Genomic DNA, 21095 nt, shown 5'->3' on the forward strand with positions numbered 1-21095 from the left:
CCGGTCAGCAGCGCGCCGGTCAGGTCGTGGGGTCAGTCGCTCACCCGCGGGCCGGTGACCCGTTCGGCGAAACGGGCGAGCCGTTCGCGCAGCCCGGGGCGCCGGACGTCGCCGGCCGCCGAGCTCACCAGATGTTGCGCGGCGTCGAAGCTCACGAGCGCGTCATCGGGACGTACGGCTATCGCGTCGTGCGCCAGCGACTCGAGTTCGGGGTCGCCCCCGTCGACGGCGAGGATCGTGACACCGGTGCGCCGGGCGTCGTCGACCCGTTCGAGCAACGTGTCGGGTGCGCGCTGTTCCGCGATGACGAACAGGGTCTCGCCCCGGCCGGCCTCGCGGAGCCGGTCCATTCCCACCCGCAGATGGGCGGGCGCGGTCTCCGGCGGGGCCCAGCGGAGCAGGGTGGGGGTCAGCTGGGCGAGCCCCGACAACCGTGCCTCGTCGGACAGGTGCGCGGTCACGTGCCACGGCTCGTCGTCGGGGGTGCCGACGACGAGCAGCCCGCCGGGGGAGCGGGTGGTCCTGAGGGCCATGCCGAGCTGCCGGGTCTGCTCGAGCCACTCCGTCGAGGCGAGTATCTCGCGGAGCAGGCTCACCGACGCGGTGTCCATCCCGCAATGGTGCCTGACACCCGCCGGTGAAGTCCCGCGAATCAGGTCCTTGACAGCCCGTTACTCACGGGTAACGATCTGCCCACGGCGCCGTTCTTGGAAATTGATCCAATAGGCGAAGGGCAGCTCGATGAACCTGCGCGTTCGCGCCACCATGTCCATGATCGGGGCATTTCTCCTGCTGCCCGTGCTGGGCGGGACCGCACAGTCGACCACGGCCGGCGAACTCGTCGAGGCGAGTCCCACGACGGTCTACCTCGCGCCGGGAAGGCTCCTCGAGGTGCCCGTCAAGGCGTGGCACCTCCGTTATCGGTCGACGTCGGCGACGGGTACGGCGAACGTGGTGTCGGGCACGCTGCTCGTCCCCAGGACGCCCTATCCGTTCGGCAGGCGGCCCATCGCCGGGTACGCCGTGGGCACCCACGGCCTCGGCGACCGGTGCGCCCCGTCGAACGCGATGGCCCAGGGCACCGAGGCCGAACTGGCGATCATGAGCCTGATGCTGCTCAAGGGCTGGGCCGTCGCCGTGACCGACTACGAGGGTCTCGGCACGCCGGGAGATCACACGTACATGGCCGGCCTCTCGCAGGGCCACGCCGTGCTGGACTCGATCAGGGCGGCCACGCGCGTGGGCGAGGCGAAACTCTCCACCGAGGCTCCCGTCGTGGTGATGGGCTACTCGCAGGGCGGCTCGTCGGCCGCGTGGGCGGCGCAACTCCAGCCGTCGTACGCGCCCGAACTACGGCTCAAGGGGGTCGCGGCGGGCGGCGTGCCGGCCGACCTGCAGGCGGTCGCCGACAACCTCGACGGGACCTCCGACTTCGGCCTCGCGGCGGCGGCGGGACTGGGCCTGGACGCGGCCTACCCCGAGTTGTCGCTGGCGAGCCACCTGACCCCCGAAGGCTCGGCGCTGTTCACCGGCGCCCGCGACGACTGCGTCGCGGAGTTGCGGTCCGCGCTCTCCGGGCGGCGCCTGAGCGAGCTCACCACGGCCGACGTGATGCACCTGCCGGAGTGGCAGGCCCGACTGCGGGAGAACCGTCTCGGCGCGACCACCCCGCGCGTGCCGATGTACCTCTATCACGCGAAGGGCGACGAGATCATCCCGTACGGTGTGGGCGCGACGCTGAGGAAGGAGTACTGCGCCCAGGGCGCCAAGGTGCTCTGGACCGGCCTGCCGGCGGGAAGCCACGTCCTCGGCGCGGTCGAGGGAGGCCCGCTCGCCGTCGGGTGGCTGGCCGGCCGTGTCATCGGGCTCCCCGTCGTGAGCAACTGCTGAATTCCGGGAGGCCCGCGTCCGGCGCCCCGCCCACGCGGACGGCGCCGGACGCGGACCCGGCGGCTCAGGGGGTCGTCGCGGGCTGGCATGATCTGTCCCATGGCTGAGCGCACCGATTCCCCGCAGGCCCTTCCCGAGGTCTCCGCACTGTCGATCGGCATCCTGGGCGGCACGGGAGACCAGGGCAGAGGCCTGGCCCGCCGGTTCGCCCTCGCCGGGCACACGGTGCTGATCGGCTCCCGCAGCGCCCAGCGCGCGCAGGAGGCGGCCGAGGGCGTGGGCGCGCGGGGCGCGGAGAACGCGGTGGTCGCGGCGGAGGCCGACGTCGTGATCGTCGCGGTTCCGTGGGAGGGCCACAAGCAGTTGCTCGAGTCGCTCAGAGAGCCTCTCGACGGCAAGATCGTCGTGGACTGCGTGAACCCGCTCGGCTTCGACAAGCAGGGCGCCTACGCCCTGCCCGTGGAGGAGGGGAGCGCCGCACAGCAGGCGGCCGCCGTCCTCACCGGAAGCCGGGTCGTCGCCGCGTTCCACCACGTGTCGGCGGTGCTCCTGCTCGACCCCTCGGTGGACGAGGTCGACCTCGACGTGCTGGTGCTGGGCGACGACCGTGAGGCCACCGACGTCGTCCAGGCGCTGGCCTCCCGCATCGCCGGAGCGCGTGGCGTGTACGCAGGCCGGCTCCGCAACGCCGGGCAGGTCGAGGCGATGACGGCCAACCTGATCTCGATCAACCGCCGCTACAAGGTCCACGCGGGCCTGCGGGTCACGGACGTGTAGCACCGCGAGATGCCCATGACGGGCATCCGGCATTCACCCGATCTTCACCGGGAGTACGTAGGCGTTCATTACTTTCAGGCCCTATTGCCGAGTCTGAAAGGCATCAAGTGATACGTCCTTTGTCTGCCGGTCTGGCGCTCGCCGCGGCCCTTGTCATCCCCGCTACGGCGGCCACGGCCTCCACGCACCCCCACGGGGCCCACGACCCCAAGGGCCCGGTCGTCGTCTCCGACGTGACGATCCCCGCCCCCGCCCTCAAGCAGGTCCAGCGCTCGATCGCCGACGACCACGGCATCAAGCTCGGCGGCGTGGGCAGCGGGCTGTTCCCCGGCGACAAGCCGGGCGAGTTCTGGATGGTCACGGACCGCGGCCCGAACGGCCAGCCCACCGTCAACGGCGTGAAGGTCCGGACGTTCCCCGTGCCCGAGTTCGCCCCGGCGATCCTCAACGTCACCGTGAAGCACGGTAAGGCCGCGATCAAGGACTACCTGCCGATCGTGGGCGCGCACGGCAAGCCCGTGACGGGAATGTCCAACCAGAACGTCCACGACGAGACCCCGTTCACGTGGGACGGCCTGACGCAGCTGCCGTTCAACCCCAGCGGGCTCGACACCGAGGACCTGGTCCGCACCCGTGACGGCGACTTCTGGCTCGTCGACGAGTACAGCCCCTCACTGCTGCGCGTGTCGCGGACCGGCCGCGTCCTGGAGCGGTACGTGCCCAAGGGCCTGGGCCTCAAGGGCGCCGACTACCCCGTCATCGACACGCTGCCCGCGATCCTGGCCTCGCGTCAGCAGAACCGCGGCTTCGAGGGCCTGACCATGTCCTCCGACGAGCGCACGCTGTACCTCGCCGTGCAGAGCCCGCTCGCCAACCCCGACACGGCGACGGCCAAGACCTCCAAGATCTCCCGCATCCTCACCTTCGACCTGCGCTCGCGCAAGATCACGGGCGAGTACGCCTACAAGTTCGAGGACGTCACGACCTTCGACCCGAAGGTGAACGGCGACCAGAGCCAGATGAAGATCTCCGGTCTGGCCTACGCGGGCCGCGACCGCCTGCTCGTCGACGAGCGTACGGACAACGTCACGCGGGTCTACCAGATCAACCTGTCCCGGGCGAGCAACCTGCTCACGGGCGCGTACGACGACCCGAAGACCACGCCCTCCCTTGAGGCGCTGACCGACCTGTCCGCCGTCAGGCTTCCGGCCAAGTCGCTCGTCCTCGAGCCGAACGCCCTGGTCCCGTCGCTGCCCGGCAAGATCGAGGGCCTCGCCGTGCTCGACCGGTGGACCGTCGCGGTGGCCAACGACAACGACTTCGGCCTCGGCGACTTCGGTCCGGACGGCAAGCTGATCGACACGGGCGTGCCCAGCAGGCTCGTCACCATCAAGCTCGCCAAGCCGCTCGACCTGCACTGATCCGCCGGACGGCCGCCGGGTCCCCCGCAGGGCCGGCGGCCGTCCGCGTTCTTCATCCGGTGGCGGAGGCCACCAGCCAGTCGGCCACCTCGCCCGGAGCGCACACCTGGTGCAGGTGCTCACCCGGGATCCGGGCGACGGGCCAGCCGCGCTCCGCCGCCTCGGCCGCGATCGCGGCGTACGCGTCGCCGAACCACAGGTAGGCGCTTGTGAGGTGGTCCCAGCGTGAGGGCACGGGGATCTCCTCCAGGTAGTAGGCGAGCGGCAGCCGGGGCTGCTCGGTCACGACGACCCGCCGCGTGGCCTCGTCGGGGAACATCGCGGCCACGTCCTCCTCGGCCCACCAGTCCGTCCAGCGGGGCAGGACCCCTGACTCGTCCGTCATCGACCGCAGGAACGGCACGAACTCCGGCTCGGCCGCGGTGACCGTCCCCTGCCGTGGGGGCAGGGCAGCGTCGACGAACAGGCAGGTGGAGATCCGCCCGCGCAACGCGTCCGCGATGAGAGGGGCGAACAGGCCGGCGTTGCTGTGCGCCACGACCGTGACGGGCCCCTCGGGCGGCGCCGAGGCGACCGCCTCGTCCACCACACGCGGCCAGTACGGCCCCGGTCCTGCGGTCACGTCGACGAGCGAGGGCACCACGGCCCTGTGTCCCCGCGCGCGCAGCACCTCGGCCACGGGCGTCCATGTCGCGGGACCGACGGAGGGACTGTGGACGAGCAGGAAGGTGATGTCCATCACCACATTTTCGTCACCGTCGCGGGAGGGCGGCGTCGCGTGCGCTGCGGGCGTAACCCCCGATCCGGAGCCGCGATCAGCCCGTGCCCGAGGTCCCGCCGGCCTCGGGGGCGCTGAGGGGCGTGCGGCCGGCCCTACCGGCGGCGCCTCGACGTGGCCAATTCCACCGGATTGGATCTGACAATTTCCGCCCTCCTGGGTCATTCTGGTCGCTATGAGCTCTCTTCACCCGGAAACGCGAGTGGTCCACCTTCCCCTGCCGAAGCTGAACGGCAGCAGGCCGATTTCGGTGCCGATCTACCAGACCTCCGGGTTCGTCTTCGACGACCCTGCCGTCTTCGCCGACGGGATGGGCCGCCCCGACGGCGCCTTCGTCTACGGGCGGTTGTCGAACCCGACCGTCCGCTCGCTCGAGGAGGCCGTCGCCGGGCTCGAGGGCGGCGTGGGCGCGGTGGCGACCGGCTCCGGGATGGGCGCCATCAACACGGTTCTGCTGGGGCTGCTCCGGTCGGGCGACCACGTGATCGCCCAGACGGCGCTCTACGGCGGCACCGCCACCGTGTTCAAGGACCTGGAGGCGAGGTACGGCATCGCGGTCACCTATGTGCACGAAGCCGACCCCGCCGCGGTGCGCGCCGCGGTGCGGCCCGAGACGAAGCTGCTCTATCTCGAGACGATCGCCAACCCGATGACGCAGGTCGCCGACCTTCCGGGGATGAGCGCCGCCGCGCGGGAGGCCGGCCTGGTCACCGTCGTGGACAACACCTTCGCCTCGCCCCTGTTGTGCCGCCCGATCGAACTGGGCGCGGACGTGGTCGTGCACTCCACCACCAAGTACCTGTCCGGGCACACCGACGTTCTGGGCGGGATCGCGGTCGCCGCCACCGAAGAGTTGCACCGCAGGATCTGGACGCACTCGGTCGAACTGGGCGCGACCGCCGACCCGTTCGCCGCGTGGCTGACGCTGCGCGGCATGCAGACGCTGCCGCTGCGGATGGAACGCCACTGCTCCAACACCCGGCTGCTCGCGACCAGGCTCGCCGAGCACCCCGCCGTCGCCGCCGTGCACTGGCCGGGGCTGCCGTCGCACCCCTCCCACGAAGTGGCGGCCAAGCTGATGCCCGAGTTCGGCGGCGTCTTCTCCTTCGACCTGAAGGGCGGCCGGCCCGCCGGAGAGGCCTTCATGAAGGCCGTGCGGGTGGCGCTGCTGGCCCCGTCGCTCGGCGGCGTGGAGACGCTGATCCTGCACCCGGCCACCACCTCCCACCGGGGCCTCGACGTGGCGGGTCTGGCCGCCGCGGGCATCGGCGAGGGCACGGTCCGGGTGGCGGTCGGCATCGAGCACCCCGAGGACCTGTGGGCCGACTTCGAGCAGGCTCTCGACGGCCTGCCGCAGTGACCTGAGCGCGGATGTGGCGAGTCCCGGCGGCTTGGTGCTTCACTGACAGGCCGGCCGGGAGCGAAGTCCCGTACTGCGGTCCCCAGTGCCGTCGTACCCCGCCGGGGGGGATCGCGAGAAATGAGGAGACACCCATGACCGTCGTGCGACAGGACGTGGAGCGGGCCGCGGGGCGCATCGCCCCGCACGTCCGCAGGACGCCCCTTCTCCAGGCGGAGTCCCACCTCGTCCTGAAGCTCGAGAGCACGCAGCACTCGGGCTCCTTCAAGGCGCGCGGCGCGTTCAACCGCATCCTGGCGGCGGGGGAGGCCGCCGCGCTTCCCGCCGTCGGCGTCATCGCCGCGTCCGGCGGGAACCACGGCCTGGCCGTGGCGTACGCCGCCCGCGCCCTGGGCGTGCGGGCGGAGATCTTCGTGCCGGAGGTCAGCGCCCCGGTGAAGGTCGAGGGCCTGCGCCTGCTGGGCGCCCACGTCACCCAGGTGGGGGCGATCTACTCCGAGGCGTACGAGGCCTCGCAGAAGCGCGTGGCCGAGACCGGCGCGCTGGAGATCCACGCCTACGACCAGCCTGACGTGGTGGCGGGTGCGGGCACGGTCGCCGCCGAGTTGCTCGAGCAGGCCGACGTCGACACCGTCCTCGTGGCGGTCGGCGGGGGAGGCCTGGTCGCGGGGGTCGTGGCGGCGGTGGACGGCCGGGCCGAGGTCGTCGCGGTCGAGCCCGAGCGCATCCCCACACTGCACGCCGCCCTGGAGGCGGGCGAACCGGTCCAGGTGAGCGTGAGCGGTGTGGGCGCCGACGCGCTCGGGGCGAGCAGGGTTGGGCAGGTGGCCTTCGACACCGTCGCCGGACGGGTCTCCAGCGTTCTGGTGTCCGACGACGCCATCGTCGAGGCCCGCCGCGTGCTGTGGCGGGAGTCCCGGGTGGCGGCCGAATACGCCGGGGCGGCGGCGCTCGCCGCGCTGAGGTCCGGCGTGTACGTGCCGGCCGCGGGCGAGAGGGTCGCGGTCATCGTGTGCGGAGCCAACACCGACCCGGCGACGCTGGCCGGCTGACCGCACACGGATGCCCCGGGCACGGATGCCCGGGGCACGTGAGCGGGCCGCGGAGCCCTCCTCAGGCCACGTATGCGGTGGGGGAGGGCGGGGTCAGCGGTAGCTGTGCTCCGGCGCGGGGAACACGCCGGTGGACACCTCGTCGGCGAAGCTGCGCACCGCGCGCTCCATCTCGCCGGCCAGGTCGAAGTACTTCTTGACGAACTTCGCGGGGTGGGACGTGAGCCCCATGAGGTCCTGCCAGACGAGGACCTGCGCGTCGGTGCCGGGGCCGGCCCCGATGCCGATGGTGGGGATGCTCAGCGAGGCGGTGACCCGCTCGGCGAGTTCGCTCGGCACGCACTCCAGCACGACCGAGAACGCGCCCGCGTGCTCCAGCGCCTTGGCGTCGGCCATCAGCTCGTCGCCCGCCTGGCCGCGTCCCTGGACGCGATAACCCCCGAGCACGTTCACCGATTGCGGGGTCAGGCCGAGGTGGGCCATGACCGGGATCCCGGCCGACACGAGCATCTCCACCTGGGGGAGCACCCGGTGGCCGCCCTCGAGTTTCACGGCGTGCGCCCCCGACTCCTTCATGAAGCGGGCGGCCGTCTCCAAGGCCTGCTGCGGCGAGGCCTGGTAGGAGCCGAACGGCAGGTCGGCGACCACCATCGCCCGTGACGACCCGCGGACCACGGCGGCGGTGAGCGGGAGCAGGTCGTCGACCGTGACGGGCAGCGTCGAGTCGTAGCCGTACACCACCATGGCGGCCGAGTCGCCGACGAGCAGCACGGGGATGCCCGCGTCGTCGAAGACCCTGGCGGTCATGGCGTCGTACGCGGTGACCATCGGCCACCTCTCGTGCCGCTCCTTGGCGGCCGCGATGTCCCGGACGGTGACTCTGCGGCCGGACGATCCGCCGTAGAGCATGCCGGCCGAGCCGGACGCGGATGGGTTGCTGGGTACAGCGGAAACAGAGGACATGGCTACCTCCAAGGCCTCGTGGCGCCCCTATGGCGTCCCCGGACAGTCAGATCATCGCATGTCGCCTCTGCCTGGAACACCCCCGGCCGTACCGGTAATCCCGCGCTCGTCCGGGCCCCTGCCGGGCCGCCGCCGAGCCCGATCGTCGACCGGGTGTCCGGTCAGGGATCCGGTGTCGGAAATGTCGGGGGTGCAGTGCACAATGCCATGCGGAGGTAATCAACCAAGATGGCGATTGAACCTTACCGGCGGGTGCTGGCCCTGCCGGGCGTGCGTGCGTTGATGCTGGTGGGCCTGGTGGCCAGGATCCCGCTCACCGGCACGGGAATCACGCTGACGCTGCACGTGGTCAACAGCCTGCACCTCGGTTTCCTCGAGGCGGGGCTCGTCGGCGCGGCGAGCATGATCGGCTCCGCGGTCGGCTCCCCCCTCGCGGGGCGCATCGTCGACAGGCGGGGGCTGCGGCCGGTCATCGCCGTCACCACGGTCATCCAGTTGTGCTTCTGGTGCGTCGCGCCGTCGCTGCCCTACCACGCGCTGCTCGCGGGAGCGGCGGTCGCGGGGGTGTTCAGCCAGCCGGTCTTCGGGGCGATCAGGCAGTGTGTGGCGGCCATGGTCCCGGCGGAGGACCACAGGACCGGGTTCGCCCTGGACTCGATGGCCGTCGAGTTGTCCTTCATGGTCGGCCCCGCCCTCGCGGCCGCCGCGGTGACCTCCTTCTCCAGCACCGCCACGATGTACGCGGTGGGGGTCGGGCTGGTCGGCTCGGGGGTCGCGCTGTTCCTGCTCGACCCGCCGACGCGGTCGCCCGAGGAGGCGGACAGGGAGACGAAGGGGTCGGTGCCGTACCGGCAATGGGTCGGGTCGGGCCTGATCACGCTGCTGGTGATGGTGTCGGCGTTGACGTTCGTCCTCACCGCGACCGAGCTTTCGCTGGTCGCGACCATGCAGGAAAGCGGCGCCACCTCGTGGACGGGGCTGGTCATCGCCCTGTGGTGTGGCTACTCCCTGGTCGGCGGCTTCGTCTACGGCGGGCTGTCCCGGGGCCTTTCGCCGCTGGGCCTGATCGGCGGCCTGTGCGCGCTGACCGCGCCTCTCGGGCTCGTCGGAGGCGGGTGGTGGTGGTTGTGCCTCGCGCTGATCCCGGCCGGGTTCCTGTGCGCGCCCGCCCTGTCCGCCAGCGTCGACGCGGTCAACCGGCGTGTGCCCGCCACGGCCCGCGGCGAGGCGATGGGCCTCCACGGCACCGCGCTGACCGTCGGCGTCGCCTGCGCGGGGCCGATCGCGGGCGCCATCGTCGACGCCTACGGCCCGGGCTGGGCCTTCGCCGCCTCCGGCTCGGCCGGAGCCGTGCTGGTTCTCGCCGCACTGCCGTTCTGGCGTGATTCCGGCCACACCGCGACGGAGCCGATGCCCGCCTGACCAGGGGGTCCCCGTGTGGGCTGCCCCGCCAGATCCATAATATGAAACGACACCGTTGCGTATCGAAATAAACAACGCTACGCTGCCGTTGCGAAACTCTAGCGTATCGAAAATCTCAATGGGGGATCAGTGGACGCACACGCGGGGCATCCGCGTCGCTGGCAGATCCTCGGCGTGATGGTCTTCAGCCTTCTGGCCGTGGTTCTGGACAACACCATTCTCAACGTGGCGATCAAGACGATCGCCGACCCGGTCCAGGGCCTGGGTGCGACCCAGAGCCAGCTGGAATGGGCGATGAACTCCTACACCCTGGTCTTCGCCGGCCTGCTGTTCACCTTCGGAGTGCTCGGCGACCGGTTCGGCCGTAAGAAGATGCTGCTGATCGGCATGGTGCTGTTCGGCCTGGCATCGCTCGCCAGCGCGTACGCGCAGGACCCGACGCAGCTGATCGGCGCGCGGGCGCTCATGGGCCTCGGCGGCGCGGCCATCATGCCGGCGACCCTGGCGATCATCTCGAACGTCTTCCCCATTCACGAGCGCGGCAAGGCGATCGGCATCTGGGCGGGCGGCGTCGGCATCGCGGTCGCGATCGGCCCGATCACCGGCGGCATCCTGCTCGCGCACTTCTGGTGGGGTTCGGTCTTCCTGGTCAACGTTCCCATCGTGCTGATCGCCCTGGTGCTCAACACCGTGATCGTCCCGGACTCCAAGGACCCGAACAGGGGCGGCCTCGACCCCGTCGGCGTCCTGCTGTCGATCGTGGGCCTGATCGCCCTCGTCTACGGGATCGTCCGGATCAGCGACCTCGGCACCGTCGCCGACGTCTCGGTCATCGTGCCGACCCTGGTGGGCGTCGCGATCCTCGCAGGCTTCGTCTGGTACGAGCGGAAGATCACCCACCCCGCCTTCGACGTGCGGAACTTCCGCAACGCGGGCTTCTCCACCGCGATCGCCAGCGTCGGCCTGGTCTTCTTCGCCGCCATGGGCGTGATGTTCTTCCTCGCCTTCTACTGGCAGATCGTCCGCGGATACAGCCCGCTGCAGTCCGGCGCGCTGGTGCTCCCGTTCGCGGCGGCCCAGCTGATCTTCGCTCCGCAGAGCGCGAAGATGGTGCAGAAGTACGGCTCCAAGGCGGTCGGGACCGTGGCCATGCTCGTCATCGCCGCCGCGCTCGCCTGCTACGCGCTGGTGGACGTGGACACGCCCGTCTGGCTCATCCTCATCCTCGGCTTCGTCCAGGGCGCCGCGATGGCCAACATCCTTCCTCCGGCGACCACCGCCATCATGAACGCCCTGCCCCGGGAGAAGGCCGGCGTCGGCTCCTCGATGAGCAACGTCGTGCGGCAGGTCGGCGGCACGCTCGGCATCGCCGTCCTCGGCGCCGCCCTGTCGGCCAGCTACCGCGGCGACATGGAGGACAAGGTCTCGGCCCTGCCCGAGCAGCTCCGCGGTCCGGTCAGCGAGTCGATCTCCGGTGCGGCGGGCGTCGCCGAGCACCTGGGCGCGCAGGGGGCGAGCCTCATGAAGGCGGCCGACGCGGCGTTCGTCACCGGCATGCACTGGGCGGCCCTCGGGTCCGCGGTGGTGGCGCTGGTGGGGGTGATCGTTGTAGGACTGTGGATGCCCGGCCGTTCCGCGGAGGCTGCTCCGGTGACGGCGGGTGAGCCGGAGAAGAAGGAAGCGGCGGTAGCGTGATCGGGCGATGACGATGCAGCAGACGGATGGGGCGGTTCGTCCCGCGGGCCGCCCCCGCAGCGAGAAGGCGGAGAAGGCGATCATCGAGGCCGCCCTCGACATCCTCGGTGAGGGCAGCGGCGTGTCTGAGCTGTCCATCGAGGCGATCGCCGCCAGGGCGGGCGTCGGCAAGACGACGATCTACCGGCGCTGGTCCAACAAGGAGGATCTGGTGGTCGACGCGCTCGCGTCGCTCAAGCCGCCCATCGCTCCGCTCAAGGGCGAGTCCGTCCGCGACGACCTGGTCGCCTACCTGCAGGTGGTCCAGTCGGAGTCCAGCCATGTGCGGACCCGCTGCATCATGAACATCGCAATGAGCCAGTCGGACCGGCATCCCCGCGTGGCCGAGAGGTTCCACGAGATCGCCATCAAACCCCGCCAGGAGATGCTGAGCGCCGTCCTGGAGCGGGGCATGGCGAACGGCGAGCTCCGCGCCGACCTCGACGTTCCGATGGCGATGGCCATCTTGTCCGGCACGATGATGTGGCGGACGAAGTGGGCGGACGACACACTGCCGGCCGACCTCGCCGAGCAGATCGTCGACGAGGTGCTGCGCGGGTTCCGTCCGCGCTGAGACGAGCTGAGGTCAGGCCGCCCCAGGTCCAGGCCTCCGCACGAGCCCCCGCCTGGCGCGGGCTCGCCACCTGGCACCGACTCTCGGGCCCGGTCCGCTCAATGCGGCCGGGCCCTCGCCGTACGACGCCGAAGGCCCGGGCCCGTGCCGTACGGCGAGGCACTCAGAGCCGAGGGGCCGTGCCGTACGGCGAGGCGGCCGGGGTCACCCCAGGGTCTCGCGCCAGCGGTTGGTGATCGGGAGACGGCGGTCGCGCCCGAAGTTCTTGGGCGTGATCTTCGGTCCCGGGGGATACTGCCGACGCTTGTACTCGGCCAGGTCGACCAGCCGGATGATCCGCGTGACCAGCTCGGGGTCGTGTCCGGCGGCGACCAGCTCGTCGCGGCCCATGTCGTTTTCCACGTAGTCGCTCAGCAGCCGGTCGAGCACGTCGTACTCGGGGAGTGAGTCGGTGTCCCGCTGGTCCGGCCGGAGCTCGGCGCTGGGCTCCTTGGTGATGGAGTTCTCCGGGATCGGCGGCGGCCCCGGCTGGGCGTTGCGCCACTCGGAGAGCCTCCACACCATCGTCTTGAGCAGGTCCTTGATCGGCGCGTACCCTCCGGCGGAGTCACCGTAGAGCGTGGAGTAGCCGGTGGCCAGCTCGCTCTTGTTGCCGGTCGTCAGCACCAGGTGGCCGTGCTCGTTCGACAGGCTCATCAGCAGCATGCCGCGCACCCGGGCCTGCAGGTTCTCCGCTGCGAGGCCGTGGAGCTCGATCTCCTTCTCGAAGGCGGTGACGATGTCCGCGATCGGCACGATCCGCGCGTTGAGCCCCTGCCGGCGCACGAGCTCCTCGGCGTCGGTGATCGAGTGGTCCGACGAGTAGCGCGAGGGCATCAGCACCACGTTGACGCGTTCCGAACCGATGGCGTCGGTGGCGATCGTCGCGGTCAGAGCGGAGTCGATGCCGCCCGACAGGCCGAGGATGACCGACTGGAAGCCGTTCTTCCGCACGTAGTCCCGCACGCCGAGGACGAGGGCGTTGTAGACCTCGGCCAGGTCGTCCAGCCGCTCGGCGACCACCGGCGGCTCCGGGTCGTACGGCTCGACGGGCGTGGCCGACAGCAGCAGCCGCTCCACCGTCATGACCGTGCCGTCATGGGCGTCGACCGTGAGCTCGCCGAGCTCGCCGAAGGCCTCGGGCAGCTCGAGGTCGGTCACCAGGAGCTCCTCCGTGAACTGCGCCGCACGGGCGACCAGCTCTCCCGAGGCGTCCACGATGAGGGAGTCGCCGTCGAAGACCAGCTCGTCCTGCCCGCCGACCATGTTGACGTAGGCGAGCGCGCAGCCGGCCTCGCGGGCGCGGCGCGCGCACAGCTCCAGCCGGACGTCGTCCTTGTCCATCTCGTACGGCGAGCCGTTGGGCACCACGAGCAGCCCCGCGCCCGTCTCGGCCACGACCGACACCGGGCCGCCCTCCTGCCAGAGGTCCTCGCAGATCGCGATGGCCACGTCGACCCCGTGCAGCCGGATGACGGGCAGCCGGTCGCCGCGCACGAAGTAGCGGTACTCGTCGAAGACGCCGTAGTTGGGCAGGTGGTGCTTGGCGGACCTGATCACGACCCGGCCCTGGTACAGCACCGCCGCGGCGTCGAGCGGCGCGCCCTTGGGCTGGCCGACCCGGGGGGCGACATCGGCCCGGTCGAGGTAGCCCACCACCACGGGAAGCTCGCCGAGGCCCTCCTCCGCCAGCCGCTCCGCCACCGAGGACAACGTCGCGACCGACGCCTCGACGAACGAGGAGCGCAGCACCAGGTCCTCCGCCGGGTACCCGGTCAGGAACAGCTCGGTGAAGACCACGAGATGGGCACCCCGGTCGGCGGCCCGCCGGGTCCACTGGAGGAGCATGTCCGCGTTGCCGGAGAGGTCGCCGACAACAGGGTTGGTCTGGGCGAGGGCGATACGGAGTTGAGCCACGGTGACCAGCCTAGAACGTCCCGTTTGTTGTCGTCAAAGCGACGATAAGTGGATTTATCGTCATATGCGAGGGGTCATTCGGCCGGTGCGACCTCCTGGACGCGGGACCGGCGCCGGATGACCGGGCCGAGCACGAGCTGACCCGCGGCGGCGACCAGTGCCAGCCCTCCGACGACCAGCCAGAGGAGTATCGGGCTCACGGCGAGCAGGCGGGTTCCGGCGAGGGGCGCCAGCATGCCTCCGCCCGACCAGGCCAGGCCGTACAGACCCGAATAGCGGCCGCGCAGGTGGGCGGGGGCGAGCGTGGCGACGATCGCGCCGGCCACGCCCGCGGTGACGACCTCGCCCAGCGTCCAGACGGCGACCGTGACGGCGTAGCCGGGCGTGGAGGAGACGAACGCGGTGAGCGCGAGACCGACTCCGACGACCGAGAACCCGACGGCCAGCACGGCGCTGGGGTCCCGGCGGGACATCCAGGTGTTCGTCAGCGGCTGGACGATGACGATCAGCAGTCCGTTGACCGCCATCGCCATGCCGTACGCGCTGGTGGGCATGCCCTGCTCGCTCATGGCGAGCGGCAGGGTCGTGTACGCCTGGAGGTAGACGAACGCGAAGATCAGCGAGATGACGAAGAAGGCCACCATCGCCTTGTCGCGCAGCACGTCGGCGAACCGGCCGGGTGTGGCCTCCGACCGGTCGGGCCGCGTCTCGGGGATCGCCCGCCAGACCAGCACGCCGAAGATCAGGCAGGTGACGGCGTCGATCCAGAAGAGCGTGGTGAACCCCGCTTCGGCGAGCCAGCCGCCGGCGACCATCGCGATCGAGAAGCCGAGGTTGACGGCCCAGAACAGCAGTCCGAACGCGCGCGGCCGGTCCTCGGGGGAGACGAGGTCGGCGACCAGGGCCTGGGACGCGGGCCGGTAGGCGTCGACGACGAGGCCGAGCACCAGCATGGCCACCGTGATGCCGTGGACGCTGGTGGTGTACCCGAGGGCGATGAACGTGACGGCGGTGGCGACCATGGCTCCGGCCAGCGTCACCCGCCGGCCGAAGTGGTCGGCCAGCCAGCCCGCGAAGGGCTGCGACAGCAGCGACCCGACGCCGAACATGGTCATCACCAGGCCGGCGGCGGCGAGTGACATGCCGCGCGCCTGCGTGAGGTAGATGCCGATGAACGGCTCCACCATCGTGCCGAGGCGGTTCACGAGCGTCCCGGCGAAGAGCACCCAGAACGGGCGGGGGAGCCCGCCAGTCGCGGACCGGAGGAATCCGGGTGATTCGGTCACAGTAGTCACAGGTCAAGCCTTTGCCATCGGCCGCCGGAGATGCCAATCTTTTAGCGATGGCTAAATGGTCCGTTGGTGTGGGGGAGTGGCGGTGGCGATCGAGTGGCGGTTCACGCCGGACGACGTGGCCCGGCTGAGGTTCGCGTTCTCGCCCATGTGGGAGCTGGTGACCAGCCTGCGGGTTCTGCGGTCCCCGGCGCGCCACTCGCTGCACCTGCCGTGGCTCCGGGCCGTGCGGCCACGCCTGCGCGGCATGGACCTGACCGAGCTGTTCGCGCTGGTGCCGGTCAAGGGCTACATGCCCGACTTCCTGACGCCCCCGCCGGACACCCCGCTGCCCGACTTCATGGCCGAACTCGACCGGGTCAGGAACGTCCCTCCGCACACGGCGGCGGAAGAGGCGGCCTGGGTGCAGAGCGCCGACCCGGAGGCCGCCGCCCGGTTCCGTGACGATCCCGTCGCCGGCGTCCAGCGGGTGGCCGACCGGCTGCACGAGTACTGGAAGGCCGCCCTCGAGGAGTTCTGGCCGGCGATCCACGGGGTGCTCGAGGGCGACGTGATGTGGCGCTCGCGCAGGCTCGCCGCCGGGGGCGTCCGAGAGCTGTTCGAGGACCTCCACCCGTCGGTCGCCTGGCACGGGAACCGGCTGGTCACCGACAACCGCCACCACGACTACTCGGGCGACATCACCGGGGACGGCCTGGTGCTCGTCCCCAGCGCATTCAACTGGCGGGCGGTCTCGATCATGTACGAGCCGTACCAGCCGATGCTGAGCTATCCGGCGCGGGGGGTCGGCAACCTCTGGTCGGCCGGCGCTCCCTGCACGCCGAACGCGCTGTCGGCCCTCATCGGCCGGTCCCGGGCCCGGGTCCTCGTGGCGCTGGAGGACCCGGTGTCCACCACCGCCCTCGCCCGGCGGCTCGACCTCACCCCCGGAGCCGTGAGCCAGCACCTGACCGTCCTGTCCGACGGCGGCCTGGTGACCCGGCGGCGGCTGGGGCGCGAGGTGCTCTACCGCCGGACGGCCGTGGGCGACGCCCTCGCCTACGGCCCCTAGCCCGCACTTGGACGGATGGTCCGCTCACAATCCCTCGTAACCCCTGTGAAACACACAAGAGGCACACTGGTAGTCGACCCGACATGTGTCTCGAGAGGTATGCCTTGGACCGCCAGCAGGAGTTCGTTCTCCGCACGCTCGAAGAGCGCGATATCCGATTCATTCGGCTGTGGTTCTCGGATGTGCTCGGCTTCCTGAAATCGGTCGCGATCGCCCCGGCCGAGCTGGAGGGCGCCTTCGCCGAGGGCATCGGGTTCGACGGCTCGGCGATCGAGGGCTTCTCCCGGGTCTACGAATCAGACATGCTGGCCAAGCCCGACCCGTCCACGTTCCAGGTCCTGCCCTGGCGCAGCGAGTCCCCGGGTACGGCGCGCATGTTCTGCGACATCCTCATGCCGGACGGCTCGCCGTCCCACGCCGACCCCCGCTGGGTGCTCAAGCGCACGCTGGCCAAGGCGGCGGACATGGGCTTCACGTTCTACACGCACCCCGAGGTGGAGTTCTTCCTGCTGCGTGAGCGGCCGGAGCAGGGCGGCAAGCCGCAGCCGATCGACGAGGGCGGCTACTTCGACCACACCCCGCACAGCGCCGGGCACGACTTCCGCCGCCACGCGATCATGATGCTGGAGTCGATGGGGATCTCGGTGGAGTTCAGCCACCACGAGGGCGCCCCCGGCCAGCAGGAGATCGACCTGCGCTACGCCGACGCGCTGACGACCGCCGACAACATCATGACCTTCCGCCTGGTCATGAAGGAGGTCGCGCTGGAGCAGGGCGTCTGGGCCTCGTTCATGCCGAAGCCGTTCACCGAGTTCCCCGGCTCGGGCATGCACACGCACATGTCGCTCTTCGAGGGCGACCGTAACGCCTTCTACGAGCCGGGCGCCGACTACCAGCTCTCCAAGATCGGCCGATCCTTCATCGGCGGGCTGCTGAAGCACGCCTCCGAGGTCACGGCCGTCTGCAACCAGTGGGTCAACTCCTACAAGCGGCTCTGGGGCGGCGCGGAGGCCATCGCGGGGGCGGGCGGCGAGGCCCCCTCGTACGTCTGCTGGGGCCACAACAACCGTTCGGCCCTGGTTCGCGTGCCGATGTACAAGCCCCACAAGGGCGGCTCGACCCGGATCGAGTTCCGCTCGCTCGACTCCTCGTGCAACCCCTACCTGGCGTTCGCCGTGATCCTGGCGGCCGGGCTGAAGGGCATCGAGGAGGGCTACGAGATGCCTCCCGGCGCCGAGGACGACGTCTGGGCCTTGACCAGCGGGGAGCGGCGCGCCCTCGGCATCCAGCCGCTGCCGCAGTCGCTCGACGAGGCGATCTCGGTGATGGAGCACAGCGAACTGGTCGCCGAGACGCTGGGGGAGCACGTCTTCGACTTCTTCCTGCGCAACAAGCGGGCCGAGTGGGCGGAGTACCGCCGCCAGGTGACCGAGTACGAGCTCGGCCGCTACCTGCCGGTCCTGTAGTCCGCGGTCTTCCGCTTCCGGGACGGGCGTCCGCGCCCGTCCCGTGACATAGCCGTTCCCTGATGCGGCCGCTCCCCGGTGCCGGCCCTGGTGTCGAACTGTCATCACCACGACACAGCCCGCTAACGGCTGTGACATTCGTGGCTGATCTGCTGCGTTCGGACGGAAGAGTAAAATGTGGTCGTTTGTTATGCATGATGCGGATAGACCGTAATAAGACTCACATGGGCTGGGGGGCAGGGGGAGAGTGCGGCCTATTGACCTTCTCCCCTTCCTGGAGGGAAGGGGTTCCCACGGTCGCCCGTGGGAGTTCCTGCAGGTGGCGCAGCGCCTGCTGAAGCGGAACGCTGGACACCTCGTTGAGGAACGCCAGCTCCGGCGAACGCTTCCATTCGGTCAGCGCGGCCGACGACTGCACGTAGGAGACCCTGCGGCCTTCCATCGTGTAGGTGCGGGTCCGCTCTTCAAGTGCCTTGTTGTAGACGAGGCGGACGCAGCCGAACGTCCGGGCCAGCTCTTCAGCTTGCTCCGGGGTCGGGTAGAAGCGGAACTTGAACGCCCGCTTCACGGTCTGCGACATGCCCAACACTCTAAGACACGACCAGGCAACACTGAACGCGTGTTCGAGATTATTTCGTGCGGCACCACGCCGCGTTTCCTCCCCCGCCTGAAGGCAGGGGTTTCCACATTCAAGGAGATTTGATGACGGCAGTTGCGGGGTTGCGGACAGTGTTGTCCGTGCCGGAGCGCTTCCGAGGACCTGAGGGCACCGCCAACGGCGGGTGGATCGCGGGGACGTTGGCGAGTTCGCTCACCGGTGGTGGGCAGGACTCGGCGGTGGAGGTCACCCTGCACAAACCGGTCCCGCTCGAGACCGAGGTCACGATCGAGCACGTCGGCAACACCGTCACGTTGAACCTCGGTGACCAGCACCTGGCGGAGGCCATCCCGGTCGCGCTCGGCCGCGGCGCGGGAGGCGGCTCGGCGGAGGAGCTGACGCCGCCGCCGTTCGTGCCCTTCAACGACGCCGCGCGGGCGGAGGACGGGTTCCGCGGACGGTACCGGCACCCCATCGCGGGCTGCTTCGCCTGCGGCCTGCGCGAGCCGGGCGACGGGCTGCGGATCTTCCCCGGGCCGGTCGCGGGAACGGATCTCGTCGCCGCCGGCTGGCGGGTTCCCGTGGGGGTGACCGACGAGCACGGGGTCGTCCCCGACTCGATCATCTGGGCGGCTCTCGACTGCGCCACGGGCTGGGTCCAGTACGGCTCCTCCGAGGAGTCCGGGACGGGGTCCGTGCAGCCGGTGGAGTCCGCGCTGCTCGGCCGGCTGACCGGCCAGGTGTTCCGCCGGGTGTACCCCCTCGGCAGCTACTCCGTCGTGGCCCGGGCGATCGGGCGCGAGGGCCGCAAGCTCCACGGGGTGAGCGCGGTGTACGAGGTGGACGGCACCCTGGTGGCCGCCGCCAGGGCGACGTGGATCACCCCCCGCCCCGCCTGACCCTCCCGCGTGATCAAGCACACCTTCGGGCGCAGGCCATCCGGCCTGCGCCCTCCGTGTTTGTGATCATGCGCAAGGGCGGAGGTCAGCCGGTGGTGAGGTGGTCGGCCACCACCGCCGCGCACCGCGGCTCGAAGATGATCGTGTAGTGGTTGCAGTCCTCGACGAGCTCATGCCGCATCCGGGGGAGCCGCTCCCGCCATGTGGCGGTGATGTCGTCGGGAAGCAGACCCACCTCCTCGTTCAGCAGGCCCCGCGGCGCGCGCAGGAGGGTCAGCGGCGACTCGATCGCCTCGAGCGCCGCCCCGATCGTCTCGACCTCGATCCGGAGCCAGCGCCCGTCCTGCCGTACCGCGTCCTCGCGCGCCCGCGAGCGTACGGCGCCGTCGAGCCCCTCGCCGTCGGCGTCGTAGCGGACGTACTCCTCCACGTCGGGCGTCCAGTGGCCGACGAACCCGGGATGGGCGCGGAAGAAGTCGAGATAGGCCTCCACGCTCGGATAGGTCATCTGGAGCCGCGCGAGGGCGGGGCCGAGGCCGGCCTCCAGCGCCGCGTCGGCGTCCACCCCGAGCGGCAGGGGCAGCGGCAGCCCGCCGTCGACCAGCACGACCCGGGCGTAGCGGCGCCGCGCGCCGTGCAGGGTGGCGATGTACGCCCCCATGGAGTGACCGGTGAGCACGCTCGTCTCGTCTGCTCCCACGTGCTGCGCGATCAGCTCGAGGTCCTCGGCGTGCCGGGGCAGGCCGTACGGGCCGGGGACGTCCGCGCTGTGACCGCGCCCGCGCAGGTCGGGAGCGATGAGGGACCACCCGGGCGGGAGCGCGTCGGCCACCGTGCGCCAGGCCATGAGGGAGGCGGTGATGCCGTGCGCGGCGATGATCAGGCGCGGCCCCTCGCCGAACCTGGCGATCCGCAGGTGACCTCCCGGAACGGCCACATCATCAAATTTCATGATTCGGACTTTACGGCACGCCGTTCCCGGAGTGTCATGCCCTGAGCCCTGTCTCTAAGCTCGCCTCATGCGGGAACGAGTCACTGTCATCGAACACGAGGCCGAGGCGGGCCTCGGCTTCTTCGCCGACTGGTTGCGGGACGCCGGAATCGACTACGAGGTGGTCCGGCCGTACAAGGGCGACCCGGTCCCGGAGATCGCGGAGCGCGGGCTGGTCGTCCTCGGCGGTGAGGCGTCCGCGTGGGACGACGAGGGGTACGGCTGGCTGCCGGCCACGAGGGCGCTGCTCGCCCGCTCGGTCGAGGACGGCGTGCCGACCCTCGGCATCTGCCTGGGAGCCCAGCTCATGACCATCGCCTGCGGCGGCACGGTCGAGCGGGGCGACGCCGGCCTCGAGATCGGCCTGTGCGAGGTGGCGACGCTGCCCGAGGCCGCGGACGATCCCCTGTTCTCCGCGCTGCCCGCCCGGCCCCTGCGCGCGGTGCAGTATCACTACGACGCCATGACCGCGCTGCCTCCCGGCGCCGTACGGCTGGCGACCGGCGGCCAGTACCCCAACCAGGCCTACCGGCTGGGAGCGAACGCGTGGGCCGTGCAGTTCCACCCGGAGGCCACGGCGGCCGTCTTCGAGACCTGGACCAGCGGGGGCGACCTGCCCCCGTCCCAGGCCGGCGAGCTGAACGCCCAGGTGGGAGCGGGAGAGGAGGAACTGCGCGCGACCTGGCGTCCGCTCGCCGAGGCGTTCGCCGCGCAGATCCTCGAGCGGTCCGCCACGGGAGCGCGCGACGCCGCGGCGCCCTCGTCATGAGCGAACCGGTCGCGGGGAACACGCTCCGAGTGCGCGTGCATTCCGCGTGATGGGCTGATTACGCTGAGAAACCGCTAAGGACGGCGTGTGGGCTCGCGGGTT

At 70.8% G+C, this 21095-nt stretch carries 18 protein-coding genes and 1 pseudogene; 12 read left to right on the forward strand and 7 right to left on the reverse strand.

The genetic code is table 11. From position 1 onward, the window contains the following. Positions 1-32: 32 nt before the first annotated feature. A complete protein-coding gene (locus Pph01_RS00865) occupies positions 33-611 on the reverse strand; it encodes a hypothetical protein (protein WP_204070943.1) in 579 nt (192 codons plus the stop codon). Between the two features lie 130 nt (positions 612-741). Between Pph01_RS00865 and Pph01_RS00870 the strand changes: the two genes are divergently transcribed. The 3 genes from Pph01_RS00870 (at position 742) to Pph01_RS00880 (ending at position 4088) form a co-directional block, all read left to right on the forward strand. Then, positions 742-1890: a lipase family protein gene (locus tag Pph01_RS00870; protein WP_204070944.1), complete on the forward strand. Its 1149-nt coding sequence runs from the start codon at positions 742-744 to the stop codon at positions 1888-1890. Positions 1891-1989: 99 nt separating this feature from the next. Beyond that, entirely contained in the window at positions 1990-2667 is a 678-nt protein-coding gene (gene npdG, locus Pph01_RS00875) for an NADPH-dependent F420 reductase (RefSeq protein ID WP_204070945.1), read from the forward strand. A gap of 119 nt (positions 2668-2786) precedes the next feature. Then, a complete protein-coding gene (locus Pph01_RS00880) occupies positions 2787-4088 on the forward strand; it encodes an esterase-like activity of phytase family protein (protein WP_239116323.1) in 1302 nt (433 codons plus the stop codon). 52 nt (positions 4089-4140) lie between these two features. Here Pph01_RS00880 and Pph01_RS00885 read toward each other — a convergent pair whose 3' ends face one another. Then, positions 4141-4827: an alpha/beta hydrolase gene (locus tag Pph01_RS00885; protein ID WP_204070947.1), complete on the reverse strand. Its 687-nt coding sequence runs from the start codon at positions 4825-4827 to the stop codon at positions 4141-4143. A 214-nt stretch (positions 4828-5041) separates the two neighbouring features. Here Pph01_RS00885 and Pph01_RS00890 point away from each other — a divergent pair, with 214 nt between their 5' ends. Both Pph01_RS00890 and Pph01_RS00895 read left to right on the forward strand, forming a co-directional pair. Beyond that, the gene (locus Pph01_RS00890) at positions 5042-6226 is read left to right on the forward strand and encodes a trans-sulfuration enzyme family protein (protein ID WP_204070948.1); all 1185 of its coding nucleotides are present in this window, start codon (positions 5042-5044) and stop codon (positions 6224-6226) included. Between the two features lie 134 nt (positions 6227-6360). Continuing rightward, a complete protein-coding gene (locus Pph01_RS00895) occupies positions 6361-7278 on the forward strand; it encodes a serine/threonine dehydratase (protein WP_204070949.1) in 918 nt (305 codons plus the stop codon). 93 nt (positions 7279-7371) lie between these two features. Here Pph01_RS00895 and panB read toward each other — a convergent pair whose 3' ends face one another. After that, complete coding sequence (gene panB / locus Pph01_RS00900) at positions 7372-8241, reverse strand: 3-methyl-2-oxobutanoate hydroxymethyltransferase (RefSeq protein ID WP_204070950.1); 870 nt, start codon at positions 8239-8241, stop codon at positions 7372-7374. A 228-nt stretch (positions 8242-8469) separates the two neighbouring features. Here panB and Pph01_RS00905 point away from each other — a divergent pair, with 228 nt between their 5' ends. The 3 genes from Pph01_RS00905 (at position 8470) to Pph01_RS00915 (ending at position 11971) form a co-directional block, all read left to right on the forward strand. Continuing rightward, positions 8470-9663: an MFS transporter gene (locus tag Pph01_RS00905; protein WP_204070951.1), complete on the forward strand. Its 1194-nt coding sequence runs from the start codon at positions 8470-8472 to the stop codon at positions 9661-9663. A 129-nt stretch (positions 9664-9792) separates the two neighbouring features. Next, positions 9793-11358: an MFS transporter gene (locus Pph01_RS00910; protein WP_204070952.1), complete on the forward strand. Its 1566-nt coding sequence runs from the start codon at positions 9793-9795 to the stop codon at positions 11356-11358. A 7-nt stretch (positions 11359-11365) separates the two neighbouring features. Beyond that, a complete protein-coding gene (locus tag Pph01_RS00915) occupies positions 11366-11971 on the forward strand; it encodes a TetR/AcrR family transcriptional regulator (protein WP_204070953.1) in 606 nt (201 codons plus the stop codon). 204 nt (positions 11972-12175) lie between these two features. On the opposite strand, the gene Pph01_RS00920 is transcribed toward Pph01_RS00915, so the two are convergent. Then, positions 12176-13927 (reverse strand): NAD+ synthase, encoded by a 1752-nt coding sequence (locus Pph01_RS00920; protein ID WP_204070954.1) that lies wholly within the window; start codon positions 13925-13927, stop codon positions 12176-12178. A 74-nt stretch (positions 13928-14001) separates the two neighbouring features. Next, the gene (locus tag Pph01_RS00925) at positions 14002-15222 is read right to left on the reverse strand and encodes an MDR family MFS transporter (RefSeq protein ID WP_204070955.1); all 1221 of its coding nucleotides are present in this window, start codon (positions 15220-15222) and stop codon (positions 14002-14004) included. Between the two features lie 82 nt (positions 15223-15304). On the opposite strand from Pph01_RS00925, the gene Pph01_RS00930 reads away from it, so the two are divergent. After that, complete coding sequence (locus tag Pph01_RS00930; RefSeq protein WP_239116324.1) at positions 15305-16270, forward strand: ArsR/SmtB family transcription factor; 966 nt, start codon at positions 15305-15307, stop codon at positions 16268-16270. Positions 16271-16374: 104 nt separating this feature from the next. Further along, entirely contained in the window at positions 16375-17736 is a 1362-nt protein-coding gene (gene glnA2 / locus Pph01_RS00935; protein WP_204070957.1) for a gamma-glutamylpolyamine synthetase GlnA2, read from the forward strand. Between the two features lie 313 nt (positions 17737-18049). Here the strand turns inward: glnA2 and Pph01_RS00940 are convergent. After that, positions 18050-18316 (reverse strand): annotated as a pseudogene (locus Pph01_RS00940) (helix-turn-helix domain-containing protein); the annotation flags it as partial. 122 nt (positions 18317-18438) lie between these two features. On the opposite strand from Pph01_RS00940, the gene Pph01_RS00945 reads away from it, so the two are divergent. Then, positions 18439-19233 (forward strand): hypothetical protein, encoded by a 795-nt coding sequence (locus Pph01_RS00945; protein ID WP_204070958.1) that lies wholly within the window; start codon positions 18439-18441, stop codon positions 19231-19233. Positions 19234-19318: 85 nt separating this feature from the next. Here Pph01_RS00945 and Pph01_RS00950 read toward each other — a convergent pair whose 3' ends face one another. Next, positions 19319-20185: an alpha/beta hydrolase gene (locus Pph01_RS00950; protein WP_204070959.1), complete on the reverse strand. Its 867-nt coding sequence runs from the start codon at positions 20183-20185 to the stop codon at positions 19319-19321. A 67-nt stretch (positions 20186-20252) separates the two neighbouring features. On the opposite strand from Pph01_RS00950, the gene Pph01_RS00955 reads away from it, so the two are divergent. Continuing rightward, positions 20253-20993 carry a type 1 glutamine amidotransferase gene (locus Pph01_RS00955; RefSeq protein WP_204070960.1) on the forward strand — a complete coding sequence of 247 codons (741 nt, stop codon included), beginning with the start codon at positions 20253-20255 and terminating at the stop codon, positions 20991-20993. Positions 20994-21095: the final 102 nt, after the last annotated feature.

This window comes from Planotetraspora phitsanulokensis (assembly GCF_016863295.1).
Classification (GTDB): domain Bacteria; phylum Actinomycetota; class Actinomycetes; order Streptosporangiales; family Streptosporangiaceae; genus Planotetraspora; species Planotetraspora phitsanulokensis.

Coding starts and splice junctions, on each gene's coding strand:
- Pph01_RS00865 (WP_204070943.1), bottom strand. CDS start 611: ATGGACACCGCGTCGGTGAGCCTGCTCCGCGAGATACTCGCCTCGACG.
- Pph01_RS00870 (WP_204070944.1), top strand. CDS start 742: ATGAACCTGCGCGTTCGCGCCACCATGTCCATGATCGGGGCATTTCTC.
- npdG (WP_204070945.1), top strand. CDS start 1,990: ATGGCTGAGCGCACCGATTCCCCGCAGGCCCTTCCCGAGGTCTCCGCA.
- Pph01_RS00885 (WP_204070947.1), bottom strand. CDS start 4,827: ATGGACATCACCTTCCTGCTCGTCCACAGTCCCTCCGTCGGTCCCGCG.
- Pph01_RS00890 (WP_204070948.1), top strand. CDS start 5,042: ATGAGCTCTCTTCACCCGGAAACGCGAGTGGTCCACCTTCCCCTGCCG.
- Pph01_RS00895 (WP_204070949.1), top strand. CDS start 6,361: ATGACCGTCGTGCGACAGGACGTGGAGCGGGCCGCGGGGCGCATCGCC.
- panB (WP_204070950.1), bottom strand. CDS start 8,241: ATGTCCTCTGTTTCCGCTGTACCCAGCAACCCATCCGCGTCCGGCTCG.
- Pph01_RS00905 (WP_204070951.1), top strand. CDS start 8,470: ATGGCGATTGAACCTTACCGGCGGGTGCTGGCCCTGCCGGGCGTGCGT.
- Pph01_RS00915 (WP_204070953.1), top strand. CDS start 11,366: ATGACGATGCAGCAGACGGATGGGGCGGTTCGTCCCGCGGGCCGCCCC.
- Pph01_RS00945 (WP_204070958.1), top strand. CDS start 18,439: ATGACGGCAGTTGCGGGGTTGCGGACAGTGTTGTCCGTGCCGGAGCGC.
- Pph01_RS00950 (WP_204070959.1), bottom strand. CDS start 20,185: ATGAAATTTGATGATGTGGCCGTTCCGGGAGGTCACCTGCGGATCGCC.
- Pph01_RS00955 (WP_204070960.1), top strand. CDS start 20,253: ATGCGGGAACGAGTCACTGTCATCGAACACGAGGCCGAGGCGGGCCTC.